Origin of the sequence: Oerskovia sp. USHLN155, from assembly GCF_037145535.1 — a bacterium.
Taxonomy (GTDB): domain Bacteria; phylum Actinomycetota; class Actinomycetes; order Actinomycetales; family Cellulomonadaceae; genus Oerskovia; species Oerskovia rustica.
Genome location: NZ_JBBCXG010000005.1, coordinates 92,830 through 117,661, shown reverse-complemented (window position 1 = coordinate 117,661; position 24,832 = coordinate 92,830). Strand labels below are relative to the sequence as shown.

Annotated in this window: 19 protein-coding genes; 3 read left to right on the top strand and 16 right to left on the bottom strand. The window is 73.3% G+C overall.

What is annotated here, in order from left to right; translation table 11 throughout:
• Positions 1-15 precede the first annotated feature (15 nt).
• From WFH32_RS08470 to rpmB, 7 genes are all read right to left on the bottom strand, one after another.
• Positions 16-4,158, bottom strand: a complete 4,143-nt coding sequence (locus WFH32_RS08470; RefSeq protein ID WP_336706917.1) for an SCO7613 C-terminal domain-containing membrane protein — start codon at positions 4,156-4,158, stop codon at positions 16-18.
• A 63-nt stretch (positions 4,159-4,221) separates the two neighbouring features.
• Entirely contained in the window at positions 4,222-5,508 is a 1,287-nt protein-coding gene (locus WFH32_RS08465) for a YibE/F family protein (RefSeq protein WP_336706915.1), read from the bottom strand.
• Positions 5,509-5,681: 173 nt separating this feature from the next.
• A complete protein-coding gene (locus WFH32_RS08460; RefSeq protein ID WP_030150363.1) occupies positions 5,682-5,963 on the bottom strand; it encodes an HU family DNA-binding protein in 282 nt (93 codons plus the stop codon).
• A gap of 288 nt (positions 5,964-6,251) precedes the next feature.
• Entirely contained in the window at positions 6,252-6,557 is a 306-nt protein-coding gene (locus tag WFH32_RS08455; protein ID WP_138822198.1) for a type B 50S ribosomal protein L31, read from the bottom strand.
• A gap of 23 nt (positions 6,558-6,580) precedes the next feature.
• Positions 6,581-6,886 (bottom strand): 30S ribosomal protein S14, encoded by a 306-nt coding sequence (rpsN, locus tag WFH32_RS08450; RefSeq protein WP_138822196.1) that lies wholly within the window; start codon positions 6,884-6,886, stop codon positions 6,581-6,583.
• 10 nt (positions 6,887-6,896) lie between these two features.
• Entirely contained in the window at positions 6,897-7,064 is a 168-nt protein-coding gene (gene rpmG / locus WFH32_RS08445) for a 50S ribosomal protein L33 (protein WP_030150366.1), read from the bottom strand.
• On the bottom strand, positions 7,064-7,300 hold the full coding sequence (rpmB, locus tag WFH32_RS08440; protein ID WP_191796067.1) for a 50S ribosomal protein L28: 237 nt from the start codon (positions 7,298-7,300) through the stop codon (positions 7,064-7,066). The genes rpmG and rpmB overlap by 1 nt, the downstream gene beginning before the upstream one ends.
• 117 nt (positions 7,301-7,417) lie before the next feature.
• Between rpmB and WFH32_RS08435 the strand changes: the two genes are divergently transcribed.
• Entirely contained in the window at positions 7,418-8,695 is a 1,278-nt protein-coding gene (locus WFH32_RS08435) for a GTP-binding protein (protein ID WP_191796068.1), read from the top strand.
• 95 nt (positions 8,696-8,790) lie between these two features.
• On the opposite strand, the gene WFH32_RS08430 is transcribed toward WFH32_RS08435, so the two are convergent.
• The 5 genes from WFH32_RS08430 to WFH32_RS08410 all read right to left on the bottom strand — a co-directional run bounded on the left by WFH32_RS08430 (position 8,791) and on the right by WFH32_RS08410 (position 18,399).
• Positions 8,791-13,122, bottom strand: a complete 4,332-nt coding sequence (locus WFH32_RS08430) for an endo-alpha-N-acetylgalactosaminidase family protein (RefSeq protein ID WP_336706913.1) — start codon at positions 13,120-13,122, stop codon at positions 8,791-8,793.
• A gap of 51 nt (positions 13,123-13,173) precedes the next feature.
• Positions 13,174-15,045 (bottom strand): glycoside hydrolase family 35 protein, encoded by a 1,872-nt coding sequence (locus WFH32_RS08425; protein ID WP_318244079.1) that lies wholly within the window; start codon positions 15,043-15,045, stop codon positions 13,174-13,176.
• Positions 15,042-15,998, bottom strand: coding sequence for a carbohydrate ABC transporter permease (locus WFH32_RS08420; protein ID WP_318244080.1), 957 nt, complete (start codon positions 15,996-15,998; stop codon positions 15,042-15,044). Before WFH32_RS08420 ends, WFH32_RS08425 begins: the two co-directional genes overlap by 4 nt.
• Positions 15,995-16,948, bottom strand: a complete 954-nt coding sequence (locus tag WFH32_RS08415; protein WP_191796070.1) for a carbohydrate ABC transporter permease — start codon at positions 16,946-16,948, stop codon at positions 15,995-15,997. The genes WFH32_RS08420 and WFH32_RS08415 overlap by 4 nt, the downstream gene beginning before the upstream one ends.
• A 143-nt stretch (positions 16,949-17,091) precedes the next feature.
• Entirely contained in the window at positions 17,092-18,399 is a 1,308-nt protein-coding gene (locus WFH32_RS08410) for an ABC transporter substrate-binding protein (protein ID WP_336706912.1), read from the bottom strand.
• A 314-nt stretch (positions 18,400-18,713) separates the two neighbouring features.
• Between WFH32_RS08410 and WFH32_RS08405 the strand changes: the two genes are divergently transcribed.
• Positions 18,714-19,778 (top strand): LacI family DNA-binding transcriptional regulator, encoded by a 1,065-nt coding sequence (locus tag WFH32_RS08405; RefSeq protein ID WP_318244081.1) that lies wholly within the window; start codon positions 18,714-18,716, stop codon positions 19,776-19,778.
• Positions 19,779-20,052: 274 nt separating this feature from the next.
• Here WFH32_RS08405 and WFH32_RS08400 read toward each other — a convergent pair whose 3' ends face one another.
• From WFH32_RS08400 to WFH32_RS08385, 4 genes are all read right to left on the bottom strand, one after another.
• Positions 20,053-21,306 (bottom strand): Dyp-type peroxidase, encoded by a 1,254-nt coding sequence (locus tag WFH32_RS08400; RefSeq protein ID WP_191796072.1) that lies wholly within the window; start codon positions 21,304-21,306, stop codon positions 20,053-20,055.
• Positions 21,299-21,865: a copper chaperone PCu(A)C gene (locus WFH32_RS08395; protein ID WP_336706910.1), complete on the bottom strand. Its 567-nt coding sequence runs from the start codon at positions 21,863-21,865 to the stop codon at positions 21,299-21,301. The genes WFH32_RS08400 and WFH32_RS08395 overlap by 8 nt, the downstream gene beginning before the upstream one ends.
• Positions 21,866-22,012: 147 nt before the next feature.
• Positions 22,013-22,735: a copper resistance CopC family protein gene (locus tag WFH32_RS08390; protein WP_336706908.1), complete on the bottom strand. Its 723-nt coding sequence runs from the start codon at positions 22,733-22,735 to the stop codon at positions 22,013-22,015.
• A gap of 97 nt (positions 22,736-22,832) precedes the next feature.
• Entirely contained in the window at positions 22,833-23,483 is a 651-nt protein-coding gene (locus WFH32_RS08385) for a hypothetical protein (RefSeq protein WP_336706906.1), read from the bottom strand.
• 106 nt (positions 23,484-23,589) lie between these two features.
• On the opposite strand from WFH32_RS08385, the gene WFH32_RS08380 reads away from it, so the two are divergent.
• Positions 23,590-24,828, top strand: coding sequence for an amidohydrolase (locus tag WFH32_RS08380; protein WP_191796076.1), 1,239 nt, complete (start codon positions 23,590-23,592; stop codon positions 24,826-24,828).
• The last annotated feature ends 4 nt before the right edge of the window (positions 24,829-24,832 follow it).

The window sequence follows — 24,832 nt, the reverse complement described above, 5'->3', positions numbered from 1 at the left end:
GCCACCGGGCCGCCCCTACCGCAGGTCGCGCAGGTACGCCGCGGCGCCGTCGAACGCGGCCATGCGCCGCTCGTAGTACACCGCGATGATGAGCAGCAGCCCGCCCGCGGCCGTCAGCGTGAGCATCCACGGCCCGGCCGAGATGGCCGTGCCGAGCTGGCTCACGAACACCACGAGGATCTCGATCGGCAGCACCACGACGCCCAGCACGAACGGCGCGGCGAGGTGGAACCTGGTCCCGATCAGCACGGCCGCGAGCGCGAGCCCGACGACGAGCACGGCCCGCCACGTGCGGGCGTCGGTGTAGGTCGCGAGGACCGACGGGCCGAGCGTCGCCGCGATCCCCAGCGCGAGGGTGCGCCACGACCCGGCGTACCCGACGGGCCAGTCGGCGAGCCGGGGCCGCGCCACGACCGGCACGCCGACCGGCCCGCCGCCCGTCGTCGCGCCGCCCGACCCGCCAACCCCGGTCCCCGTCGACCCACCAGCGCCGGAGCCCCCGTCCCCCGCCCGGGCGACCGCCCGCGTCGTCGCCGCGAACGCCAGGTACCCCGCGACGAGCAGGCCCGCACCGAGCGGCAGCGAGAAGACCTCGACGCGCAGCTCGCGCGGGCTCCACGCCCCGATCGCGGCGGTGAGCGCGAGCGCCCACACGAACCACGTGGGCGGCCACCGCAGGTCCTCGCGGCGCGTGGTCGCCACGGCCCGGCGCACGGTGTGCACGACGAGCACGAGCAGCGCGACCTCGACGAGCCACGCGAGGGCGATCACGGTCCAGCTCTCCCCCACGGCCCCGACCGGCCCGACGACGGCGAGCACCAGCGCGGGTGCGGCCCACCACCGGCGAAGGGTCGGGTCGAGCGGGTAGGGAGCGGCGCCGTCGGGCACCTCGGTCCCCCGGCCGGCGCCACCCCAGGGCGCGACCGCGGCGACGAGGCGGTCGCCCGCGAGCGCCGCGAGCGCGGCCCCCGCCGCGGACCAGGCGAGCGCGACGAGGTAGACGCGGGTCGGGTCTGCGGCCCCGGCCTCCTGGGTCGACTGGAGCGCCGCGACGAGCCCCGCGACCGACGCGAGGATCGCGGCGAGCGCGAGACGCGACGCGGCGTCGGCCGCCCAGGTCGCGTTCACGCGGGTGCCCCGCGTCGCGAGGCGGCGGGCCGTCTCACCGGCCGCGACGAGGACCAGGCCGAGGGCGAGGACCGTGGGGTTGCGCCACGTGTCCCCCTCGGGCACGAGGATCGACACGAGCAGCGAGGGCAGGACCAGCAGCCCGAGCCCGCACGCCGCCAGGTGCCGGCCCGTGGGCGAGCGCCGGGCCAGGAGCCCGCCGACGACCACGGCCGCGAGCGCGGGCGGCGCCGTGTACGCCTCGACGAGCCCCACGTCGAGCAGGGCGAGCAACGACCACAGGGCGCCGACCCACAGCCCGCCCGCGACCCACCACGCCCAGCGGCGGTCCGGGCGGCCGGCGACGACCGCGGCCCCCGCACCGAGGACGAGGAGCACGACGGCAGTGGTCTCGGGGCCCGCCGCGACGCGCACCAGGGCGAGCACGACCGTGAGGAACGCGGTCACGAGCACGCTGACCTCGACCGCACGTCCCGCGTCGAGCACGTGCCGGCCCGGGAGCCCGCGCGCGGTCAGGTACGCCTGGGCGGACGGTACCCCGACCACGGCCGCGGCGGTCAGGATCGCGACGAGCGGCAGCACCACGGGCGACGCGCTGCCGGGCACGAGCTCGGCGCCGAGGCAGACCAGGACGACCGACGCCGTCGGGAGCAGGAGGCCTGCCGCGGCCACGCGGACCGCGCGCGCCATCTCGGCCCGTCGGGTCAGGACGAGCACGCCCTCGAGCGCGAGCATGGTCGCCGCCGCGGCGGCGGACCACCAGCTGCGCTCGTCGAGCACGGTCGCGACGCCCAGCAGGAAGGGCACCGACGTCGTGACGAGCACGGCCCACCACGACGGCTGCCCCACCGCACGGACCCGCGTGACGACGATCGCGACGACCGACGCCGTGACCGACACGACCGCGACGGCCTCGGTCGTGCCGAGGCCCGCCCAGCCGAGCGTCGTCCCGAGGACCAGCAGCGCGTACGCGTAGCCGACCCCCACGAGGAACGGGTGCACCAGGGCGGGCACCGTGCGGCGGGCGAACAGCAGCAGCGCGAGCACGACGGCGCCGCTCAGCACCACGGTCGGGCGCGCCGCCCAGGCCACGAGGGCAGTGAGCCCCGTCGCGACGAAGCCGCCCGTGAGCGCAGCGACGGCCCAGGCACCCAGGTGCCACGGGGCGCTGGGCGCCGGGGCGGGGGCCCCCGGGGTCGTCGACGTCGCGGCGGCCGCGGCGGCCGACGCCCGGCGTGCCTGCGCGAACCGGCCCGCGACCACGAACAGTGCGAACGCCACGACCGCGAGGGCCGCGAAGCTCGTGACCGCGGCCCAGGCCGGGTGCAGCGCGACCCCGAGGGCGAGCACGAGCGCGGCCCACGGCGCGGAGTCGCCCGCGGCGCGCGCGAGCCCGGTCCGAGCGGGGACCGCCTGTGCGGTCGCCGCCGACGCGGCCTCGCGCGCCGCCTGGTGGGCGGTCTCCGGCCCGGACGCCTTCGGTGCCGCCGGTCCCAGGTCCAGGCGGCCGACCGCGAGCATCGCGAGCAGGAGGGCCGTGATGCCGACGAGCGCGGCCGTGGTCGCGGCGTCGTCGAGCGTCCCGACCTCGGCGAGGCGGTCCGTGGTGAACGACCACGAGGTGCCGGTCGGCCGGATCGTCGAGGCCGACACGAGCAGGCCGGTCAGCCCGTGCGCCGCCGCGGGCAGCGCGGCGAGGCCGAGCACGGCCGACCCGCCGGCCACGAGCGCGGCGCGGGTCCGACGGTCGGCCCGGGCCCACGTCGCGACGCCGACCAGGACGGCTCCTGCGAGCAGCCCCGCGACGGGCACGCTCGCCAGCCACGTGGGGTGGGAGCCGACGCCGAGGAGCGCCCCCGCGAGGACCGTCGCCCCGCCCGTCGCGCTCCACCACGCACGCTGCCCCGTGAACCTTGCCAGCAGGAAGGCCGTGCCCGCGGCGAGCAGCACGAGCAGGGCGGCACCGCTCCAGCCCGGGACCCCGGGAAGCGGGGGCACGAGCAGCGCCAGCACGACAGCGGTGGGGAACGTGAGGAACCGCACGACGTCGAGCACGGTCTGCTCGAGGGTCAGGGGCGACCCGAGCCGCTCGCGCGAGCGGCGCAGGAGAGGCAGGTCGAGCACGGTCACGAGCGAGGAGGCCAGGAGGGCGACCGAGAAGGCGGCGAAGGTCGACGCGGTCAGTCCGTCGAACGCTCCGGCGAGGACCACGGGCACGACCGGGCTGAGGATCAGGCCGGCCGCGACCCAGCTCCGCATGCGGACCGTGTTCCCGGCAGCCAGGAGCCCGACGACCACCAGGAGCAGCAGGGAGCCGCGTACGAGCGCCGGGTCGGCCCCGCCGAGCATGCGCGCGCTCACGACGAGCTCGACGTCGACGAGCAGCAGCACGACGGCGAGCGCACCGATCGACTCGGCCGACGCGCCCATCCCACGCGTCCGCAGGAACGCGGCCGTCGCGAGCGCGAGGAGCGTCACGACGTCGGTGACGAGGGTGCGGACCGCAAGGTCGTCGGCGAGCGTGAAGAAGACGAACACGATCGTGGCGACCGCGAGCAGGCCCGCCCCGGCGCTCGCGAGGATGGGCTGGAGCCCGAGGCTCGACCGGGCGGGGGACGCCGGGGCCGGGGAACCAGTGGCTGCCGTGCCCGAGACGGCGACGGTCGTCGTCGGGCCGCCGGTGCGCACGGGCGACAGGGGACGCGAGGCGGCGGGGCGCGGGCGACCGTCGGCCCTCGGTGCAGGAACGGCCGCCGGAGCGAGCCCGACGCTGTTCGCGACCGGACGGGTGCCTCGTTCCGGCGCGAGCCCGCGCTCGTCGGCCGTGCGGAGCGCACGCAGCGCCGAGGCCCGCCGTTCGAGCGCGAAGGCCGCCTCGCGCGACGCCCGCAGGACCTCGACGGCCCAGGGGCCGGTCAGGACCAGGCCGCAGTCACCGCAGCGGGTCGACGTCAGGACGGCTCCGCAGCCCGGGCAGGCGTGCTGGTCGCGAAGCCGCGACGTCGCGACCTCGACCCACTGTTCACTCATGCGCACATCATGGCGAACTCCCAGGGTCGCTCACCGGACCGTCCCGTGGGGTGTCGGTGCGGATCAGGTGAAGGGCGTGCTCCGGGCGAGGTCGTCGGCCGGTCCGACCGGTCCGACGGCCCCGTCCGGCGCGGTACGTCCGGCAGGTTCCGTCCGCCCGGCAGGCTCCGTCGGTCCGGTCGGCTCGACGGGCACCCTGGACGCGGCCGGCTCGCTCGGTACCGTCACGGCCGCGATGGCCGTGGTGAGCGGGATCGCGAGCACGAGCCCGATCGACCCGACGAGCGTCCGCACCACCTCCTCGGCGATCTCCCCCGACGTGAGGCTCGTGCCGAGCGCCTGGTCGGACAGCCAGACCGCCATGAGCAGGGGCAGGGCCGCACCGACGTAGGCGAACGCGATGGTGTAGACGGTCGAGGCGATGTGGTCCCGGCCGATGCGCATGGCCCGCGTGAAGAGCTCGCGCCGCGACGCCCAGGGCGCGAGGGCGCGCAGCTCCCACACGGTCGAGGCCTGGGTGATGGTCACGTCGTTGAGCACGCCCATGCCCGCGAGGACGATGCCGCAGACCGCGATGCCCTGCAGGTCGATCCCGGGGGCGTAGGACGGGAGCCACAGCGCCTCCTCGGACGTGAGCCCGGTGATGTGCGAGGTCGAGGCGCCCCACCATGCGAGGACAGCGGTGAGGACGAGGCCCACGAGGGTCCCGACCATCGCGGTCGAGGTGCGGACCGTGAACCCGTGCGCGACGTAGAGCACCACGAACATGACGGCCGACGACGTCACGAGCGCCACGTAGAGGACGTTCTGCCCGGCGAGGAGCGCGGGCAGCGTGAACTGCCCGATCGTCACGAGCGCGACCACGAGTCCTGCGAGCGCGGCCAGGCCGCGCAGCCTGGCGACCGCGAGCACGAGCGCCGCGTACGCGATCGCGAGCACGGCGATCGGTATCCCGCGCTCGAAGTCGAGGAACGCGTAGGGGGTGCTGCCGTCGCCCTCGGCCTGGGAGATGTAGAGCATCCGGAGGCGGTCGCCGACGTCGAAGCCGTGGTGAACGTACTCGGGCGGGGCCACGACCTCGGTCTCGGTGCCGTCGTCGAGACGGACGGGCACGAGCCCGGTCTCGACCTCGGCCTCGCCCGTGACGACACCGTGCACCACGTGGGTTCCCTGGGCTGTGAACGGGATCTGGTCGGGCAGGTCGGCGGCGCGGGGCCAGAGCGCGACGAGCCCGACGATCGTCAGGAGCAGCGCCGGCACGAGGATCGCCGCGAGGACGATCCTGACCCGCCGCGTCGCGGGCAGCGCCGGGCCGCTTCCGTGGGAGTGCCCGTGGGAGTGGTGGCTCATGACGCCCTTCGGATCAGCCGGTCGGGCGCACGCCCAGGAACTCACCCACCCTAGAGAATGAGAACGGTTATCGCTGCAAGCGACGCGCCGGGCCCCACCCCTTCGGCACGGGCCTCTGCACGGGATGCGGGGCGTGGCCCCGCGGTGCGGCACGCCTCAGCGCGCCGCGAAGATCACTTGGTGACGGCCTTCTTCAGGAGGCTGCCGGCGCTGATCTTGACACCGAAGCCAGCGGGGATCTGGATCTCCTCGCCGGTGCGGGGGTTGCGGCCCGTGCGAGCGGCACGCTCGACACGCTCGACGGAGAGGAGGCCGGTGACCTTGACGGCCTCGCCCTTGCCGAGCGACTCGACGAGGACTTCCTGGAACGCGTTGAGGGCGTTCTCGGCCTGAGCCTTGGTGAGGTCGGACTTTGCGGCGATGGCCGAGACGAGCTCAGACTTGTTGAGCGACATGCGGATCCCTTCATCGGTTCACGCCCCGCGGTGGGCACCGCGAGACGTTGAGGTCTCAGTTTGCCAGCCCTGAGGCGGGACTTCGTGGACAACACTAAGGAATCTACGGGGTTCTGCGCGCGTTTCCGCGCCGAAACGGTTCCTCTGAGCGCAGAATCTTGTCCGATCCGCGCCGAATGTGACCTACTGGGCGCCTCCGGACCCCCTACCGGGCGTGCGACGAGCCGCCCACCCCGCAGGGTGGACGGCTCGTCGAGGGCGCCGGCTCGTCGGCCGAGCGAGGGCCGTTCAGCGACCGTCGCTCTTCGCCGCGCCTCCCGTGGCGCCCTTGCCGTAGCGCTGACGGAACTTCTCGACGCGTCCGGCGGTGTCCACGACGCGCGCGGTGCCCGTGTAGAACGGGTGGCTCGCGCTCGAGATGTCGACGTCGACCACCGGGTAGGTGTTGCCGTCCGTCCACACGATCGTCTTGTCCGGGCGCCCGGGACCGGACGCCGAGCTCCCGGCGAGCGTGGACCTGGTCAGGAAGGCGAAGTCGGCCGAGATGTCGCGGAACACGACCGGCCCGTACTCGGGGTGGATGTCCTTCTTCATGGGTGCTCCTCTACGTGTCTCGACTACCAGCTGGACTTGGTGACGCCCGGGAGCTCGCCGCGGTGCGCCATGTCGCGCAGCCTGATGCGGGAGAGCCCGAAGCGCCGGTTGTACGCGCGCGGACGACCGTCGACGACGTCGCGGTTGCGCAGGCGGGTCGCGCTCGCGTCGCGGGGCTGCTTGCGCAGCTCGGTCGAGGCGGCCTCCTTCTCGGCGTCCGAGGCGCTCGGCGACGCGATGATCTTCTTGAGCTCGGCGCGCCGCTCGGCGTACCGGGCGACGATCACCTCGCGCTGCTCGTTGCGCGCGATCTTGGACTTCTTGGCCATGCGGCTCCCCTTACCGTTCCTCGCGGAACGCGACGTGCCGTCGCGCCACCGGGTCGTACTTGAGCAGGGTCAGCCGGTCCGGGTCGTTGCGGCGGTTCTTGCGGGTCACGTAGGTGTACCCGGTCCCTGCGGTCGAACGCATCCTGACCACGGGGCGCAGCTCGGTGCGTGCTGCCATCAGACCTTCTCCCCTCGAGCGATGATTCCGGCGACGACCACGTCGATCCCTCGACGGTCGATCGTCCTGATCCCCTGGGCGCTCACTCTCAGCCTGACATGCCGGCCCAGGGACGGCACCCAGTAGCGCTTGTGCTGGATGTTGGGGTCGAAGCGACGCTTGGTCCGCACGTGCGAGTGCGAGATCGAACGGCCGAACCCCGGCGAGGTGCCGAGCACCTGGCAGACGGCGGACATGACGGACTTCCCTTCGGTGGGTCGTGGAGACCCGACACTAGTTATTGAGAACCGTTCTCGTCAAGAGGTATGCTCCCGACTGATGAGAACCGTTCTCTGTAGAGGTGGAGCGTCCGCATGCCCGCAGATATTCCCGGGAACCCCCGCACGTCCGGGACCGGCGTCCCGCTCAGCGTGCTCGCCACGATCGATCCCGTGCTGCGCGACACCGCGATCTTCGGCCTCGTGACCGACACGCCGCGGTCGGTCGCGCTGCGCCACGACATCCACGCCGAGGACGGCACGCTGCGGCGCCTGGTCGTGGACGCGACGGGCGTCGTCGAGGACACGCTCGTCGACCTCGAGCACGCGTGCCTGTCGTGCGCGGTCCGCGAGGACGCGATCCCCACCCTCCACGCGCTCGCGCACGACGGCCGCTGGGACGAGGTCCTCCTCGCGCTGCCCGTGTCCGCCGAGCCCCTGCCCGTCGTGCGCGCCCTCGAGGCCGCCGCCCGCCCCGACGGCGCGCTCGACGGGCTGCGGCTCGCCACGGTCCTCACGGTCGTCGACCTCGCCGCGGTCGAGACCGACCTCCTCGACGACGACCTCCTCGAGGAGCGCGGGCTCGCGCTCACCCCCACGGACCACCGCTCGGTCGGCGAGGTGCTCGCCGCACAGGTCGAGCACGCCGACCTCGTCGTCACGACCGGCGCGCCGCCCGCACCCGAACTCGGCGCGTCCACGCTCGGCTCCCACGGCTCCCACGGGTCGCCGGCCCCGCCCAGCCCGCCCGACGACGCCACCCGCCCGGGCGGGCACGCGGCGGTCCACGCCGCACGGGACCGGCGCCGCGCGAGCGCACGCACCGGATCGGGACTCGTGGACCGCCTGCGCGCGGACACCTCGACGCGGGTCGACGGCCTCGAGCGGCTCCGCTTCGCCGACCTGTCCGCGGCCTCGCACGACGCGACCGTCGCCGAACGACGCGCGCACCCGCTCGGGGTGCGTGCCGTCGTCGGGCAGGACGACGCGACCGGGACCTGGACCCTCGAGCTCGCGTCCGACCTGCCCTTCGACCCCGAGCGTCTCCTCCACCAGGTCCGCCGCCTGGGCACCGGGCGCCTGCGCAGCCGCGGCGTGTTCTGGGTGCCCAACCGGCCCGACTCGATGTGCGCGTGGGACGGCGCGGGCGGCCAGCTCAGCATCGGGGCGGTCGGGACGTGGGACGACGTCGCACCCCGCACGCGGCTCGTCGTCACGGGCGCGGCCGACTCGGCCGACGACCGCGCGGCCCTGGTCGCCGCGTTCGACGAGATCCTCGCGACGCGCGAGGAGGTCGCCGACGGCGGCCTGCGGTGGCTCGGCCGCGAGGACGTGCTCGCGCCGTGGCTCGGTGAGCGCAGCGACGCCGTGTGACGCGTGACGCGTGACGCGGGAACGCCCCGGGACTCGTGACGAGTCCCGGGGCGTCCGGGTCGACGTGCGGCCGACGAGTTCGCCGACCCGAGCGGCTAGCGGCAGCTCGCGGCCTCGAACGACCTCTCGGTCGTGGTCGTGACCTCCTTGCCGTCGACCGTGGCGGTCGCCGTGAACGTCACCGTCCCCGCCTCGATCGCCTCGCTGCGGGAGTTGAACTTCTGGCTCGCGCTCTTGCCGGGCTGGACGTTGTTGAAGGTCTTGGTGCCGTACGGCGTCGTGACCACCACGTCGACCGGGAAGTCCTCCTCGTTGACCGCGCGCGCCGTGACCTGGGCGCGCGCGCCCGTGCACTGCGAGGTGGCCGTCGTGGTGACCTCGAGCTCGGGCTCGGGCTCGGGCTCGACCGGGTCGGCGCAGGACACCTTGGCGGAGCCCCAGTCGGCGTGGTCGTTGCCGTTGCCGTCGCCGCCGTCCCCGACGACCAGGTCGAGGTAGCGGACCCCCGTGACGGGCACGTTCAGGTCGACGGTCTTGCCGCCGCCCTTGAGCACCTCGGTCTGGGCGAGCTGCGTGCCGTCGCCGAGGACCGTGAACTGCACGGTGCCCTTGGTCGCCTGGACGTCGTCGACGCCCACGGTCGCCGTGAAGGCCTCGCACTGCCCGGCGAGGAAGACCCGGACGGTCGACTTCGCGTGCGTACCCAGGCCCTTCTCGTGGACGACGCCGCGCAGCGTGAGCGGCTTGCCGTCCTTCTCGCCCTGCTCGCCGTTGGACAGGTCACGCTCGACCGGTCCCCACCCGTTGGTCGTCGAGACGAAGGGCAGGTCGCTGACCCAGTTCTCGCCGCCGTTCGGCGGGACGACGACCCACACCGACTGGCCGGCCTCGACCGACCGCTTCCCGACGGGCGCTGCCGTGGTCGTGTACGAGCCGCCCGACGTGAGCGTGTAGGCGTCGGCCGTGATCTTGCCGTGCGGGGTGACCTGCCACGTCGTGGTCAGCACGCCGCCCGCGGGGAGCGTGGCCGCGGTCGAGGCGTTGGTCGCCTCGACCTCCCAGCCCTCGGGCACGTCGAGCGTCACGGCGACGTCCGCGACGGCCACGGGCTCGTGGACCGTGAGGCGCGTCGTGACGGTGCTCGCGACGTCGGGCTCGAACGCGACCGGCCCCGGGGAGACGGTGAGCGACGCGCAGGCCGGTGTGGCCTCGGCCGGGCCCAGGTCCACGACGCGGAAGTCGTCGAGGATCAGGTCGGACTGGTTGCCGCCCGCGGTGAGCTTGCGCAGCCCCACCCAGGTGTCACCGCAGCCGCTCGCGACGACGTCCTCGGAGAACGTCGCGGTCGTGCGCTGCTGACCCAGCGGGGTCGCGTGCGTCTCGACCGACGCCGGGGCGCCGCTCGCGACCGAGTCGTAGCCCGTGACCCACTGGTACTCGCCGCCGTTGCCCGACTGGTAGTCGAAGCTCACGCGGTACTGGCGGCCGGCCTCGAGCCTCACCGTGCTGGGCACGGTGCGGTAGACGAGACCCTTGTTCTCCTCGTGCGCCTTGAGCGACCAGTCGCCGGACAGCGCGTCGTCGACGAGCTTCCCGTTCCAGCCGGCCTGCGTGTACGGGGCGTTGCGCTTGGCGATGTGCGTGCGCGGGTCGGTCACGCCGCCCGCGTCGCCCTTGACGAACGGTCCCCAGCCCTGGGTCACGTTCTCGAAGTCGTCGAACGCGACGACCGCTTCGCCCTCGACGGCCGGGGCCACCGAGCGCGTGGCGCTCACGACCCGCAGGTCGTCCACCCGCACGACGGCGTCGCCCGCCGAGGCGGAGACCGTCAGCGTCGGGCGGGCCGGGCCCGCGACGTCGACGAGCACCTGGACGCGCTGGTAGTAGCGGTTGTTCTTCTCGTCGGCCGCGACGAGGTTCTTCGCGGTCGAGCGCTCGACGACGGTGCTCGCGGTCTGCGCGACGCCCTCGCCCGAGACGGACAGGGTCGTCGTGCGGGACGTCCCGGGCTGGACCTCGACCCAAGCGCTCACGGCGTAGGTGCCCGTCGAGAGCTCGCCGAGCTGCTGGCTCAGCGACGACGCGCCCGCACCGAGCGTCGCGACGCGCTGCCCGTTGGACAGCGTCTCGATGCCCGTGGTGCCGGTCGTCTCGTACGCGTCGAGCGTCGCGGCGTTGAAGCCGGGGTCGACGATGCCGCTCGCGCTGCCCCACGCGACGTCGTCGGCCGAGGGCGTCGTGACGCCCTGCGGGTACAGGACGTACGGCTGGCCCGCGGTCGCCTCGACCGTGACCTTGCCGCCCGTGACCGGGACGTCCGCGACCTTCTCGCGGCCCGTCGTCGTGAGCTTGTACATCGTCAGGCTCGTGGCGCCGGAGAGCTCGTCCGTGAGGGTCCACGTGGTCGAGCCGCCGGCCGGGTTGTAGTGGTAGAGCTTGCCACCCTCGGCGGCCTCCCCCTCGATCCCGGGGGCGTCGGACGCGTTCCACGGCAGGAGGTAGGTGCCGCCCGTGGCGACCACTGCGTCCCCGACGAGGATCTGCCGGTCGGCTGAGGTCGTCCCGCGCGCCGAGACGTCACCCGTGAAGTCGATCCGGTCGGTGCCCCAGCGCACGATCTCCTCGTGCTGGAGGAACTTGGTCGGGACGTTGGTCGTCCAGATGTTCTTGTAGAACGCGTTCCAGTCGGTCTGCCCGGTCCAGCCCTCGAACTCGACGAGCCGCGCGTTGCCGAGCAGCGGGTGCGGGTTCCAGGTGTCCTTCTCGGCGTTGTCGATGAAGCGCACGATCTGGGAGTTCAGGCCCTTGTTCGCGGCGCCTCCGTAGTTCTCGTCCGCGGACCAGTGGCTCCACAGCGAGCTCGCCTCGAACTTGTCGGACCACTCGGTCGCGATCTGGAGGTCGTTGGCGCGGGCCGCGTCCGCGAGGGCGCGGGCCTGCCAGCCGAAGTTGTAGTAGACGTCGACGTAGAGCAGGTCCAGGTTGCCCCGGGTCTCGTCGGCGAGCTGGCCGATGCGCGCGGCCAGGTCCCCGCTGTTCACGTCGCGGCGCTGGTCGATGTAGTACGACTGGCCGAGCCAGTTCCAGCCCTTGGCCGACGGGTCGACGAGCTCGTCGGAGAAGGCGTTCGCCTCGGCGTAGGCCTCGGTCGCGTTGATGTGGACGCCGAAGTCCGCGTTCCAGTCGCCGCCCTGCTCGAGGAGCGTGTTCATGTCCTCGAGGCCGCCTGCGCGCTCGTTGTAGTTGCCGCCGTAGTCGGGGTGCGCGGAGTCGTGACCCTCGGAGCCGTAGCCCTTGAGCAGCGCCATCTGGCCCAGGCCGTCGGTCGCGAGCGAGATGCGCTTGACGTCGTCGAGCGTGCGCAGGAACGGGTGCGTGGCCTGCGAGGCGAAGTTGAACGGGATGTGGGTCACGACGCGGTCGGCGACCTGGTCGGCGCCGAGCGCCTTGGGCGCGGTCGCGCGGAACGCGATCGCGCCGTCCTGCCAGTCGACCTTGTCGTCGGCGTTGGCGTCGGCCGTCACGACGACGGTCGCGTACGGCAGCTCCTCGGTGACGGGCGAGCCCTGGGCCCGGTAGGTCCAGGCGCCGCTCCAGACGCCCACGCGCACGCCGCCGTCGGCCGCGCGCGCCTGGCGCTGCAGGCGGTTGCCGTCCGCGGCGGCCTTGCCGCCCGCCTCGTCGTAGACGCTGTTGGTCACGATCGTCGCCGACAGCGCGCTCGTGCTCACGATCGCGTACGCGGACCCGACCGGGTTCGCGTTGACGGGGGTCTGCCCCGTGACGGTCGTGAACGTGTCGCCGACCTTGCCGCGGTCCGGGCTGATCACGGCCGAGGCGACGACGGCCGAGGGGTCGGCCGACGAGACGGAGAGCAGGTCGTGGCCGGGGACCTCGATGGTCCCGACGCGGAAGGCCTCGGTGTCGGTCACGCCCGTGACGCGGAACGTCACGGCGCTGCCGTCGACCTCGAGGCGCGTGTCGATGCTGACGCCCGCGAGGTCGGGGAACGTCAGGCGGTAGTCGCGGCTCGTCTCACCGGGCTCGCCGGCCTCGACCGCGACGGTGCGGTCGGTGCCGTTGAGGCGCACCTTCGCCACGGTCGCGGTGCTGCCCGCGAGCGAGGCTCCCGATGCGCGGTCGGTGTAGCTGAGGACACGCGGGAAGTCGGCGGCGACCTGGACGTCGAGCTGAGGAGAGCGCAGCGTCGCCGCGCCCTCGACGCTCGCCGCGGCGACCTGCTCGGCCGTCAGGCCCAGGGCCGAGAGCTGGGCCGTGCTGCTGGTCGCCGCCGCGGGGAGGGCGGCGACCGGCAGCGCCGCGAACGGCACCACGACCGCGGTGGCGAGCGCCACGAGCCGGCGGGCGCGGCGCGAGCCGCCGCCCGGGAGGGAACCGGCCCGGGGGCCAGGGGAATGTCGAACCATGTGCTGTCTCCTTCGATAGCAGTTCATCGGCCGTCCCCCGACCGACGGGCGTCACAGCTCTTCGACGTACTCCTCGGGCTCGCCGAGGACGGCCTCGTCCTTCAGCTCGAGGTCGGAACCGACCTCGTGCAGCTCGAGGACCGTGACGGTGTTGCTCCCCGCGCGCAGCAGCGGCGCGGGGACGTAGAGGGTGTGCTGCGGGCCGCGCTCCCAGTAGCGGCCGAGCAGCACGTCGTTGACCCAGACGAACCCCTTGGTCCAGCCCGGCAGGGCGAGGAAGGCGTCGGCAGGGTCCTCGACGTCGAGCGTCGTCCGGGCGATCACGCCCTGCGGCCCGACGGCGTCGGCTCTGTCGGAGTCGTCGGCGTCGGGCCCGCCTGCGGCCCCGCTCCCCCACAGCCCGTCCACGGGCAGCAGGTCGAGCGGCAGGGACCGCGAGGTCCAGCCGTGCACGATGCGCCGCTCGACCAGGACGTCGCCGAGGATGCCTTTGTGCTCGCCGAGCCGGGGCCCGTAGTTGATGCGGCCGAGGTTCTCGACGAGGATGTCGAGCCGCACGGGCACCCCGCGACCGACGACCGTGAGCCCCCGGTGCGAGGTCTCGCGCTCCAGGACGCCGACCTCGTGGCCGTCGACGTAGACCGTCGCCCGGTCGTGCAGGCCGAGGATCGAGAGCGTGCTGCTGCCGGGCGGGAGCGTCGGCGTGGCCGTGTGGAGCACGAGCCCGGCGTTCTGCCCGAGCTGCTCGAACGTCAGCGGCGACGAAGCGGCGGTCGCGGCACCGAGCGCCCGCAGGGCGGGCAGGAGCGGGCGGGTGCTCACCGGAGGCAGGGCGCGCGCCGGGAGCCGGACCGGGGGCTGGATCCACCGGTCGTCCTGGGTGTCCCCGACGTCGCCCCGGTACTCGGTGAGCACCTTGCGCAGCGCGAAGAACTTGGACGTCACGGTGCCGTCCTCGGCCACCGCGGCGTCGGAGTCGTAGCTCGTGACGGTCGGCTGGAGGCGCGTCCCGTCGTGGTTGGCCCCCGCGGTCAGCCCGAAGTTCGTGCCGCCGTGCGCCATGTACAGGCTCACGGACCCGCCGAGGTCGAGGAGGTCGCGCACGTCGGACGCCGCACTGTCGGCGCCGCGCACGTGGTGCGGGTCGCCCCAGTGGTCGAACCAGCCGTTCCAGAACTCGGCGCACACGAACGGCTGCTCGCCGCGGCGGGCCGTGAGCTTGTCGAGCGCCTGCCCTGGACGGCTGCCGAACGTGGCCGCGGCCAGGACGCCCGGGAGCGTGCCGCCGTCGAGCATGAGGTCGGTGGGGCCGTCGGCCGTGAAGAGGAGCTCGTCGATCCCGCGGGCCACGAGCGCGTCGTGGACCCAGGCCATGTAGGCGTGGTCGTCGCCGTAGCTGCCGTACTCGTTCTCGACCTGGACGGCCACGACGGGTCCGCCCCGGTTCGCCTGGAGCGCCGCGAGGCGCGGCACCAGCTCGTCGAACCAGGCCGCGACCGCCGCGAGGTACGTCTCGTCGCTGCACCGCAGCCGCACGCCGGGCAGCGCCGTGAGCCAGGCCGGCAGGCCGCCGTTGTCCCACTCGGCGCAGATGTACGGGCCGGGGCGCACCACGACGTCGAGCCCCAGGTCGCCCGCGAGGCGCACGAACCGCTCGACGTCGCGCCACCCGGTGAAGTCGAACGTGCCGCGCTCGGCCTCGTGCCAGTTCCACGGGACGTACGTGTCGACAGTGTTGAGGCCCATGGCGCGCAGGCGCAGGAGGCGGTCCTCCCACTGGTCGGGGTGCACGCGGAAGTAGTGGATCGAGCCCGAGAGCATGCGGTGCGGAGCCCCGTCCCGCAGGAGGTTCGCGCCGTCGGCGCGCAGGGTCGGTCCGCCGACCGGGCTCGAGGCCTGGCCGGCTGGGTGCTGCTGGTTCACTTGATGGCCCCCGCTGCGAGTCCGGAGCGCCAGAAGCGCTGGAGGGAGAGGAACGCGACGATGAGCGGGACGACCGCCACGAACGCACCGATGATGACCATGTGCCGCTCGATCTGGCCGGCCTGGACCAGGGCGTTCCAGCTCACCAGCCCGACCGTGACGGGCCGCAGGTTCTCGGAGATGAGGACCTGCGAGGGGAGCAGGAAGTTGTTCCAGATCTCGACGAACTGGAAGAGGAAGATCGTGACGAGCGCGGGGGCCATCATCTTGAGGCTGACCCCGAAGAAGATGCGGCCCTCGCTCGCGCCGTCGAGGCGGGCGGCCTCGATGACCTCGTCGGGCACCGAGCTCGCGGCGAAGATGCGTCCCAGGTAGACGCCGAACGGGCTCACGATGCTGGGCAGGAGCACCGCGAGGTACGTGTTGACGATGCCGGTCGCGGAGAACATGAGGAACAGCGGCAGCGTGAACAGGACCTTGGGGATGAGGACCGCACCGAGGACCACGCCGAACAGCACGCCCTTGCCGCGGAACTCGTACTTCGCCAGGGCGTAGCCCGTCGAGACCGCGATCAGCGTCCCGAGGCCCGCGCCGACGATCGAGTAGAGCGCCGAGTTCGCCATCCAGACGGCGAAGATGCCGTCCTTGTAGGCGAACAGGTCGCCGATGTTGCCGAACAGGTCGAAGTTCGAGAACCACAGGGGGCTGCCGGCGAACGTGTACCCGGCGTCCTTGGTGGCCGCGACGAACAGCCACCACAGGGGGAACAGGAAGTACACGGCCGTGAGCGCGAGGACCGCGGTGACCGCGATGCGGCTCGTGGCCGTGGTCTCGATCGAGTCGCCGCGCAGGCCGCCCGTGCTCCCCTGGCTCCCCTTCGCGTCGGTGCGCTTGCGGCGCTGGCGGTTGCCCGCGGTCTTCTCGGCCCGGACGGGTGCGGTGCTCGTGGTCACGAGGACCTCCTGGACGTCAGACGGAAGAAGAGGACGGACAGCACGGCCACGCCGACCGCGAGCAGCACCGACTGGGCCGCGGCGTACGGGTAGTTGGCCGACTGGAGCGAGGCCTGCGCGGCCATGATCGGCGTGTAGCTCGCGTCGATCGCCCCGGTGCTCTGCTTGAGCACGAACGGCTCGTTGTAGAGCTGCGCGGAGCCGATGATCGAGAAGATCGTGGTGAGGAGGATCGCTGGCCGCACGAGCGGGATCTTGATGCTCCACGCGGTGCGCCACGGCGAGGCGCCGTCGAGCTTGGCGGCCTCGAGCACCTCGCCCGGGACCCCCTGGAGCGCGGCGTAGATGATGATCATGTTGTAGCCGGTCCAGCCCCACGTCACGACGTTCGCGACGGCCCACAGGGCGAAGTCCTGGCTGAGGAAGTTGATGTCGAGCCCGAACAGTCCGAGGAGCTGGTTGAACGGGTTGTTCGTCGGCGAGTAGAGGAACGACCACATGAGCGCCGAGACCACGGTCGGCACCGCGTAGGGCGCGAAGCTCGAGAGGCGGAAGAAGCCCTTGGCCCGCGCCGAGGCCGAGTCGATGAGGAGCGCGATCCCGAGCGCGAGGCCCAGCATGACGGGCACCTGCACGACGCCGAACAGGAGCACGCGGCCGATCGACTCGATGAACGTCGAGTCGCCCAGCGCGTACGCGTAGTTGAACAGGGGGTCGAAGATCTCCTGCGTCCCGCCCAGCCCGAGCGCGTCCCGCTGGATGCGGAACATGCTCTTGTAGATCGCGAACAGGATGGGCGCGACGTACATCCCGACGAACAGCACCACGAACGGACCGACGAACCAGATCGCGTACCGGCTGGTCCGGCTGCGCGGTCGCTTGGGCGGCGTGGTCGCCGCTCGCTTCGTCTCGACCGGCGGCGGTGCCGCCGACGTCAGGCTCGTGGTCATGGTGGGTTCCTCAGGGGGATGCGTCGTGGTGCCCGACGACGTCACGCGCCCAGGTGCACCGGTGCTCGCAGGTGCGTGGCGTCGTCGGGCCTTGTGCTGCTCGTGCGCGGCGGGACCGCGCGGGTGGTGCGGGGACCGTCAGGTCACTCGTTGACGGCGATGCCCTGCTGCTTGAGCTCGGAGACCGTGGCCTCGCGGGCGCCGGTGAGCGCGGTCGCGACGGTCGCGCCGCCCTCCTTGGCGTAGGCCTGCTTCATGCCCGTACCGAGCGTGCCCACGAGGGTCGAGACGCCGGGGCCCCAGGCCCAGTCCTCGTTGACCTGGCCGGACGCGGTCTTGAACACGTCGCTGATGACCTGGCCGCCGAAGTAGTCGTCGCCCGTGGCGAGGAGCTCGGACTCGAGGCCCGCGACCGAGGCCGGGTAGACGCCGCCGCCCTTGACGAGCTCGTCGACCGACGCGGGGTCGGTGCTGATCCAGTTGGCGACCGTCCAGGCCGCCTCGGGGTCGTCGCAGCCCTTGAGGACCGCGGAGAGGCTGCCGCCCACGTTGCCGGTCCTGGCGTCGCCCGCCTTCCACTGCGGGAGCTCGGCCACGGCCCAGTCGCCGGACGAGGCCGCGGCGGAGTCCTTGAGGATGCCCGCGAACCAGGCGGCGCCCACGATCGTGGCGATCGAGCCGTCGCCGAGGCCTGCTGCCCAGTCGTCGCTCCAGATGCCCGCGCCGATCACGTCGGCGTCGATGAGGCCCTGCCAGTAGTCGGCGACCTCGAGGTTGGCCGGGGAGTCGGGCGTGATGGACCAGGCGCCGTCCTTGATCTCGTACCAGGGTGCACCGGCCTGCCAGGCGAAGCCCGAGTAGTCGTAGTCCTCGTACGTGCCGGTCAGCTTGATGCCCGCGGCCTTGAGCTTCTCGCCCGCGGCCTGGTACTCGGCCCACGTGGTGGGGACGGCGACGCCGTTCGCCTCGAACACGGTCTTGTTGTAGAAGAGCACCATGGGGCCCTGGTCCTGCGGGGCGCCGTAGGTCTTGCCGCCCACGTTGACGCCGGCCCAGCCCGCGGGGGCGTAGAGGTCCTTGTCCTTCCCGGCGAACTCGGTGACGTCCACGACGTTGCCCTCGGCGACGAAGCTGGGGAGCGTCTCGAAGCCGACCTGGGCGATGCACGGGGCGTTGCCCGCGGTGATCGAGTTGCGGATCTTGTCGTAGCCGCCCTTGTTGCCGGGCTCGATCTGCGTGTACTTGATCTTGATGTCGTCGTGCGTGTCGTTGAAGATCTTCGCCGACTCGTCGTAGCCCGCGGCCCACGTCCAGACCTCGATCTCCTTGACCTTGCCGTCGCCGCCTGCCGAGCCACCGGACGTCGTGTCCGACGAGCAGGCGGTCAGGCCGCCCGCAGCGAGGGTGAGGATCGACGCGACCCCGACTGCCTTGACGATCGATGACTTCATGACTCTCCTTCTGACCACACTGTGCTGAGGATGGAGCGGCGACGGCGCCGCGGTCTGCGTGGAGCACACTCTGGCACACGTTGATATGGATCACAACCCACTCACCAAGGCGTGCCGCGACTTGCGCAAACCCGTCACTTTCGGCTGCATGTTCTGGCTGTTATGGTCAACACTGATAACAGAAGGGTGACGACGACGTGGGCCTGGCAGGCTCCCGCTGTTGGCGTCCACTACGCTGCGGTGCACACCCGCGGCCCCGCACACCGAGGTGCCCGACGCTCCACGCCGGGCCCTCACCGCCCGAAGGAGAGCACGTGGAACGACCGTCACCGCCCGCACGGACGGAGCCGGCGCAGGGGAAGACCACGGCCGTTCCCGCCCGGGGCCGCGGCCCCGCGATGGCCGACGTCGCCCGCGTCGCCGGCGTCTCCGCCCAGACCGTCTCCCGCGTCCTGTCGGGGCACCCCAACGTCAACGAGACCACCCGCAACCGGGTGCGTGCCGCCGTCGAGCAGACCGGGTACCGCCGCAACAGCCTCGCCCGCGCGCTCGTGACCGGGCGCAGCAAGACCATCGGCGTCATCACGCACGAGACCGACTTCTACTCGGGCAGCGCCATGATGCTCGGCATGCAGCGCGCGGCCCGCGACGGCGGCTACTTCGTGAGCACCGCGAGCACCGCCTCGCTCTCCCCCGCCTCGATCGCCCAGGCCGTCGACCGCCTCCTCGACCAGGGCGTCGACGGGCTCGTCATCGCGGTCCCCGTGCGCGACGACGAGTCGCTCGGCGACCTCATCCACGGCACCCCGACCGTCGTCGTGGACGGCATGCAGTCGTCGGCGACCGAGGTCGTCGCGGTCGACCAGGTCGCCGCGGGACGCGTCGCGACCGAGCACCTCCTGGAGCTGGGCCACGAGACCGTGTGGCACCTCGCCGGCCCCGCCTCGTGGAACGACGCCAACGGCCGTACCGCCGGGTGGCAGGCCGCCCTGCACGACGCAGGACGCACCGAGCCGCCCGTGCTCTACGGCGACTGGAGCCCCGAGTCCGGCTACCGCAACGGCCTGGTCCTGGGTCGCCTGCCCGAGGTCACCGCGGTGTTCGTCGCGAGCGACGAGATGGCGTTCGGGCTGATCCGGGGACTCACCGAGAGGGGGCGGCGCGTCCCCGAGGACGTCTCGGTCGTGGGCATGGACGACATCGCGCTCGCGGAGTACTGCTCACCACCGCTCACCACGGTCCGCCAGCCGTTCCACCTGACCGGCCGCCTCGCGGTCGAGCACGTGATCGCGCTCATCGCGGACCCGACGACCGTGCACGAGCCCGAGGTCGTGCTGCCAGAGCTCGCGGTGCGCCTCAGCACGGCGCCGCCGCGCTGAGCGCGGCATGCCACGACCCCGGACGCGCCGGAGGCGGCCCGTCGCGTGAGCGCCCCCCTGCAGGGCTCACGCCACGGGCCGCCTCCGACCCTCACGCCCGTCACGACCCCCATCGACGACCGAGCGTTCACCTGAGCAGAGGAGGGTGGCGCTCGTTTGATACAGACCGTCGACGTGACCCCCGTCACATTCTGACATCGGGTGCCACCCACCGCAGCGGGACGGCCCGCCCGGAGCGCCGCAGCACCCCGTACGGGCCGTCCCCGGTCGGTCCTCAGCCCAGGAGCGCCTGCCCCAGGAACTCGCCCTCGGCACAGCCAGGCGGCACCGCGAACACCGCCGACCCGATCGGCGTCGTCCACTCGTTGAGCAGGTCCACCTCGTCGAGCCGTCGCTGGACCGGTACGAACTGCCGGTCGACGTCGGCCTGGAACGTCACGAACACCAGGCCCGAGCTGCTGAGCACGGACGGGTCGGCAGCGACGTCGGGAGCGACGTCGTAGCTGTACGCGCGGCGGAGGAACCGCTCGGCCTGGTCGTCGGTCCGGGCCCGCCGGACGTGCGCAGCCGGCCCGATCACGGTCAGCCCGTGCGGCCCGACCGCGTCGAGGTCCGGCTCGTCGTGCTCCGTGTCGCCCGTGAGCGGCGCACCGTCCACGAGGCGGCGCCCCATGACGGCCTCGCGCGTGGAACGGTCGACCTCGTCCCACGTGTCGAGCTCCATGCGGATGCGCCGCACGACCATCGACGTGCCGCCCGCGAGCCACCCGTCCGTGCCGTCCGACCACACGAGCGGGGCGTCCGCGACGGGGTCCACGTTCCGCGTCCCGTCGACCTGCCCCATGAGGTTGCGCATGGTCCGCCCCGCAGGCTCGCTCCCGACCGACCGCCGGAAGCCCTTCTGCAGCCACCGCACGGACGCGAAGTCGCGCGCCTCGCGGAGCAGCATCCGGACCGCGTGCGAGACCGTCACCTCGTCGTCGGCGCAGACCTGGAGCACCAGGTCGCCGTCGTTCCAGCGGTCCTCGAGCCGGTCCACGCCGAACGGTGGCAGGGGCCGGAGCCACGACGGACGCCGGTCGTCGAGCCCCGCAGCGGTGAAGACCGCGGGCCCGTAGCCGACCGTGACGGTGAGGCGCGCGGGCACCTCGGCGAGCTCGGGCTCGGTGTCGGTCAGACCGGGACGTCCCTGCGTGAGGCGGGCGACGTCGTCGGTCCAGATCCGCATGAGCCGCACCAGCGCGTCCCGGTCCGCACCGGGCGCGAGGGTCAGCGCGACGAGCGTCAGGTACGCCTGGGGAGGCGTCTCGACGCCCGCCTGCCGCGGGCCGTGGAAGGGCACGCGCAGGTCGCCGTGGAGCGAGGTCTCCCCCGTGCCCGACGGCGCCGCTCCCGTCCCGGGGGACGTGGCCCTCCCGGCCCACGCACCTCCCGCACCGGCGACCGCGACCGCCCCGGCGGCGGCCCCGCCGACCAGGAACGCGCGGCGCGAGACCCTGGCCTGGGCGGTCGGGCCGACGTCAGCCATCGTGGCTCATGTCGTGGCCCTCGCCGTGACCGTCGTCGTAGCTCTCCTTGGCGCCCGCGAACGTGCGCGCGGGAGCCGTGACGACGAGCGTGGAGCCGTCGCTCAGCTCGAGCGTGACGTCGTACTCGGCCCCGGCCTGGACCGGCGCGGACAGCTCCATGAGCATGAGGTGGTCGCCGCCGGGCTCGAGCGCGTGCTCGCCGCCCGCAGGGATGGTCAGCCCGCCCTCCTTCTGGCGCATGACCATGGCGCCCGAGTCGTCGGTCGCCATCTCGTGAAGCTCGACGGGAGACAGGTCGGACGTGGCGCCGACGACCGTGACGTCCTGGTCGCCGTCGTTGTGCAGGACGGCGAACGTCGCGGTCATGCCGGACTCGGCCGCCTTGATCCAGGGGTCGGTCGCGGTCAGGTGGTCGGCCGCGGCGCTCGACGAGGCGCCGGAGGACGAGCCCGACGAGGCCGTGCCGGACGGGGTGCCGGAGCAGCCCGCGACCGCGAGGAGGGCGAGCGTGACGGTCACGCCGAGCAGGGGCGCGCGGCGGGTGGTGCGTGCAGACATGGTGGGTCCTTCGGTTCGTGACCCGGCGTCGGGGCGCGCGAGGGCAGCCCGCGCCGCGGTGCCCCTGGTCCAGGGCAGGACCAGGGGCACCGCGAGGTCGCGGGAACGCCCGGGCGACGACGTCGCCGGGAAGGAGGTGGGGAGGGGTCAGTCCTGCTGCTGCTGGCGGCGACGGACGATCAGCACGGCGACGACCACGGCAGCGGCCGCGAGCACCGCGAGCCCGACGAGCAGCGGCACGATCGAGCGCGCCTCGTCGTCGGTCGCGTCGGACGCGTCGGACGCTGCCGCCGTGGTCGCCTCGGTCGTGTCCTCGGTGGCCGACGGCGTCACGACGGCGGGCTCGTCGGTCGCCACGGGCGCGGCCGGCTCGGGAGCCGCCGCGACCGCGAACGAGAACGTGCCCTCGATGGGGTGGCCGTCCGAGGAGACGACGCGCCACGCGATCGTGTACGTGTCACCGGTCAGCTCGGCAGGCCACGGGAAGGTCGCGGACGTCCCCTCGATCGTGGGGCTGCCCTGCGCCACCACGGTCCCGGCCGCGTCGGTCACGACGACCTGCGGCTCGACCGCGAGCGGCTCGGTGCTGAACGTCATGGTCAGTGCGGCGGGCGCGGTGTCGAGCTGCGCGCCGTCCGCCGGGTCGGTGCTGACGATGCGGTCGTGCGCCTGGGCCGGGGCGGCGCCGCCGATGCCGAGCAGCAGGGTCGCTGCCAGCGTCGCGAGGGCCGCGAGGACCGCGACCAGGAGCCGGGCCGGGCCGGTGCGGGGCGCGGCGTGCGCGAGGGCGACCGCTCGCCCGCGACGGTCGGCGACCGTGGAAAGGGTCGACGGGTGGGAGTGGTGGGACTGGTCGGTCTGGAAAGACATGGAAGACGCTCTCGATGAGGCGCGGCACGAGCTCGCGCAGGGGGTACCCGGGGGACGGCCGGCCTCGTCGATGGTCCGCGCGCGAGCGCGGACGGGGTCAGGAAGGAAGGGCGACGGGCCGGGCGAGCAGCGGTGGTCCGCGCGTCGTCGGGGTCCGCAGGTGGACCGTCGCCGTGCGGGACGGCGCTGCGGCCGGAGCGAGGGGCCGGTGCACGACCGGCAGCGCGGGCAGGAGGTCCGCGAGCGCCCGCCGGGGTGCGAGCCACGTCAGCAGGAGGCCGAGCGCACGCTCGCCGTGCGCGACGACCAGGGCCACGACCAGGGTCGCGACCACGTGGGCCAGGACCATCCACGCTCCCGCGGGGGTCTCGTGCGGAAGGTGCGCGACGCCGTCGGGCACGGGGGTGCTCGCCGCGCAGGTCGCGAGCGTGCCCGCCACCGCGTGGCCCGCGTGGCCCGCGTGACCCCCGCCGACCGGTGCGCACGACGCGGGTGCGGAGAAGCCCAGGCCGTAGTGCAGCGCGACCTGGCCCGTGCCGAGGATCGCGACCAGCCGACCGAACGTGAGGCGGAAGCGGGCCGCGAACGTCGCGCCGGCCATCGTGAACGAGGCCAGGGCGAGCAGGATCAGCGGGTGCGGGAGCGTGCCACCGCCGACGCGGTGCGCGAGCGCCGCGAGGGCCAGCACCAGGGTCGCGACGAGACCGGCGCGCGCGACGCGCAACGGACCGGCGACCTGGGTGAGCACGGGACCACCCTAGCGGGACATGACGCGGCGTCGGATCCGGCTTCCGGAGTGCCCACGGCGCGTCCCCGAGCACGAGGCTCGCCCGGTCGGGGAGAGGATAGAGCGCATGACCACACGCAACAGCATCGCCATCACGAACGGCTACGTCGTCCCCGTCGCCTCCGCACCCCTGGAGAACGCGACCGTCCTCGTCGAGGACGGCGTCATCACGGCCGTCGGCCAGGACGTCGTCGTGCCCGACGGCGTTCGCACGCTCGACGCCGGGGGCCGCTGGGTCCTGCCCGGCTTCGTCGAGTCGCACGGCCACATGGGCGTCATGGAGGAGGCCGAGGGCTGGGCCGGCAACGACACCAACGAGATGACCGACCCCAACGGCGCCGCCCTGCGCGCGCTCGACGCCATCAACATCGAGGACGAGGGCTTCCGCGACGCACTCGTGGGCGGCGTGACCTCGGCCGTCATCAAGCCCGGCTCGGGCAACCCGATCGGCGGGCAGACCGTCGCGATCAAGACCTGGGGCGGCCGGACCGTCGACGAGCAGGTCATCCGCGAGGCCGTGTCGGTGAAGTCGGCGCTGGGCGAGAACCCCAAGCGCGTCTACGGCGACCAGAAGAAGCTCCCGTCCACGCGCCTGGGCGTCGCCAACGTGATCCGCAAGGCGTTCGTCGACGCGCAGAGCTACGTCGCCAAGCGCGACGCGGCCGAGGCCAAGGGCGAGCCGTTCGACCGCGACCTCGCCAAGGAGACCCTGGGGCGCGTGCTCGCGGGCGAGCTCTACTGGGACCAGCACACGCACCGCGCCGACGACATCGCGACCGCGCTGCGCCTCGCGGACGAGTTCGGCTACAAGCTCGTCATCAACCACGGGACCGACGGCGCCGCGGTCGCCGACGTCCTGGCCGAGCGCGACGTGCCGGTCATCTTCGGCCCCCTGATCACCTCGCGGTCCAAGATCGAGCTCCGCAACCGCGACATCGCCAACCTCGGGGCGCTCGCCCGCGCCGGGGTGCGCGTCGCCATCACGACCGACCACCCCGTGGTGCCCATCAACTTCCTGGTCCACCAGGCGTCGCTCGCCGTGAAGGAGGGTCTGGACCGCGACGTCGCGATCCAGGCGCTCACGACGAACCCGGCCGCGTTCCTGGGGCTCGACGACCGCATCGGCTCGTTGCGCCCGGGGCTCGACGGCGACGTCGTGATCTGGTCGGGCGACCCGCTCGACGTGACCTCGCGCGCCGAGAACGTGTTCGTGACCGGCACCGAGGTCTACACGTGGGACCGTGCGGCGGCCGGCGGGCGCGGCGCGGGCACCGTCGTGGAGCGCGGGGAGCGCTTCACGGACTGAGCCG

What these genes read in the sequence shown, in the direction of transcription:
- rpmG (WP_030150366.1), bottom strand. Translation starts at nt 7,064, where the DNA reads ATGGCAGCACGCACCGAGCTGCGCCCCGTGGTCAGGATGCGTTCGACC.
- WFH32_RS08395 (WP_336706910.1), bottom strand. Translation starts at nt 21,865, where the DNA reads ATGTCTGCACGCACCACCCGCCGCGCGCCCCTGCTCGGCGTGACCGTC.
- WFH32_RS08430 (WP_336706913.1), bottom strand. Translation starts at nt 13,122, where the DNA reads ATGGTTCGACATTCCCCTGGCCCCCGGGCCGGTTCCCTCCCGGGCGGC.
- WFH32_RS08415 (WP_191796070.1), bottom strand. Translation starts at nt 16,948, where the DNA reads ATGACCACGAGCCTGACGTCGGCGGCACCGCCGCCGGTCGAGACGAAG.
- WFH32_RS08400 (WP_191796072.1), bottom strand. Translation starts at nt 21,306, where the DNA reads ATGGCTGACGTCGGCCCGACCGCCCAGGCCAGGGTCTCGCGCCGCGCG.
- rpmB (WP_191796067.1), bottom strand. Translation starts at nt 7,300, where the DNA reads ATGTCCGCCGTCTGCCAGGTGCTCGGCACCTCGCCGGGGTTCGGCCGT.
- WFH32_RS08380 (WP_191796076.1), top strand. Translation starts at nt 23,590, where the DNA reads ATGACCACACGCAACAGCATCGCCATCACGAACGGCTACGTCGTCCCC.
- rpsN (WP_138822196.1), bottom strand. Translation starts at nt 6,886, where the DNA reads ATGGCCAAGAAGTCCAAGATCGCGCGCAACGAGCAGCGCGAGGTGATC.
- WFH32_RS08470 (WP_336706917.1), bottom strand. Translation starts at nt 4,158, where the DNA reads ATGAGTGAACAGTGGGTCGAGGTCGCGACGTCGCGGCTTCGCGACCAG.
- WFH32_RS08390 (WP_336706908.1), bottom strand. Translation starts at nt 22,735, where the DNA reads ATGTCTTTCCAGACCGACCAGTCCCACCACTCCCACCCGTCGACCCTT.
- WFH32_RS08435 (WP_191796068.1), top strand. Translation starts at nt 7,418, where the DNA reads ATGCCCGCAGATATTCCCGGGAACCCCCGCACGTCCGGGACCGGCGTC.
- WFH32_RS08465 (WP_336706915.1), bottom strand. Translation starts at nt 5,508, where the DNA reads ATGAGCCACCACTCCCACGGGCACTCCCACGGAAGCGGCCCGGCGCTG.
- WFH32_RS08410 (WP_336706912.1), bottom strand. Translation starts at nt 18,399, where the DNA reads ATGAAGTCATCGATCGTCAAGGCAGTCGGGGTCGCGTCGATCCTCACC.
- WFH32_RS08455 (WP_138822198.1), bottom strand. Translation starts at nt 6,557, where the DNA reads ATGAAGAAGGACATCCACCCCGAGTACGGGCCGGTCGTGTTCCGCGAC.
- WFH32_RS08460 (WP_030150363.1), bottom strand. Translation starts at nt 5,963, where the DNA reads ATGTCGCTCAACAAGTCTGAGCTCGTCTCGGCCATCGCCGCAAAGTCC.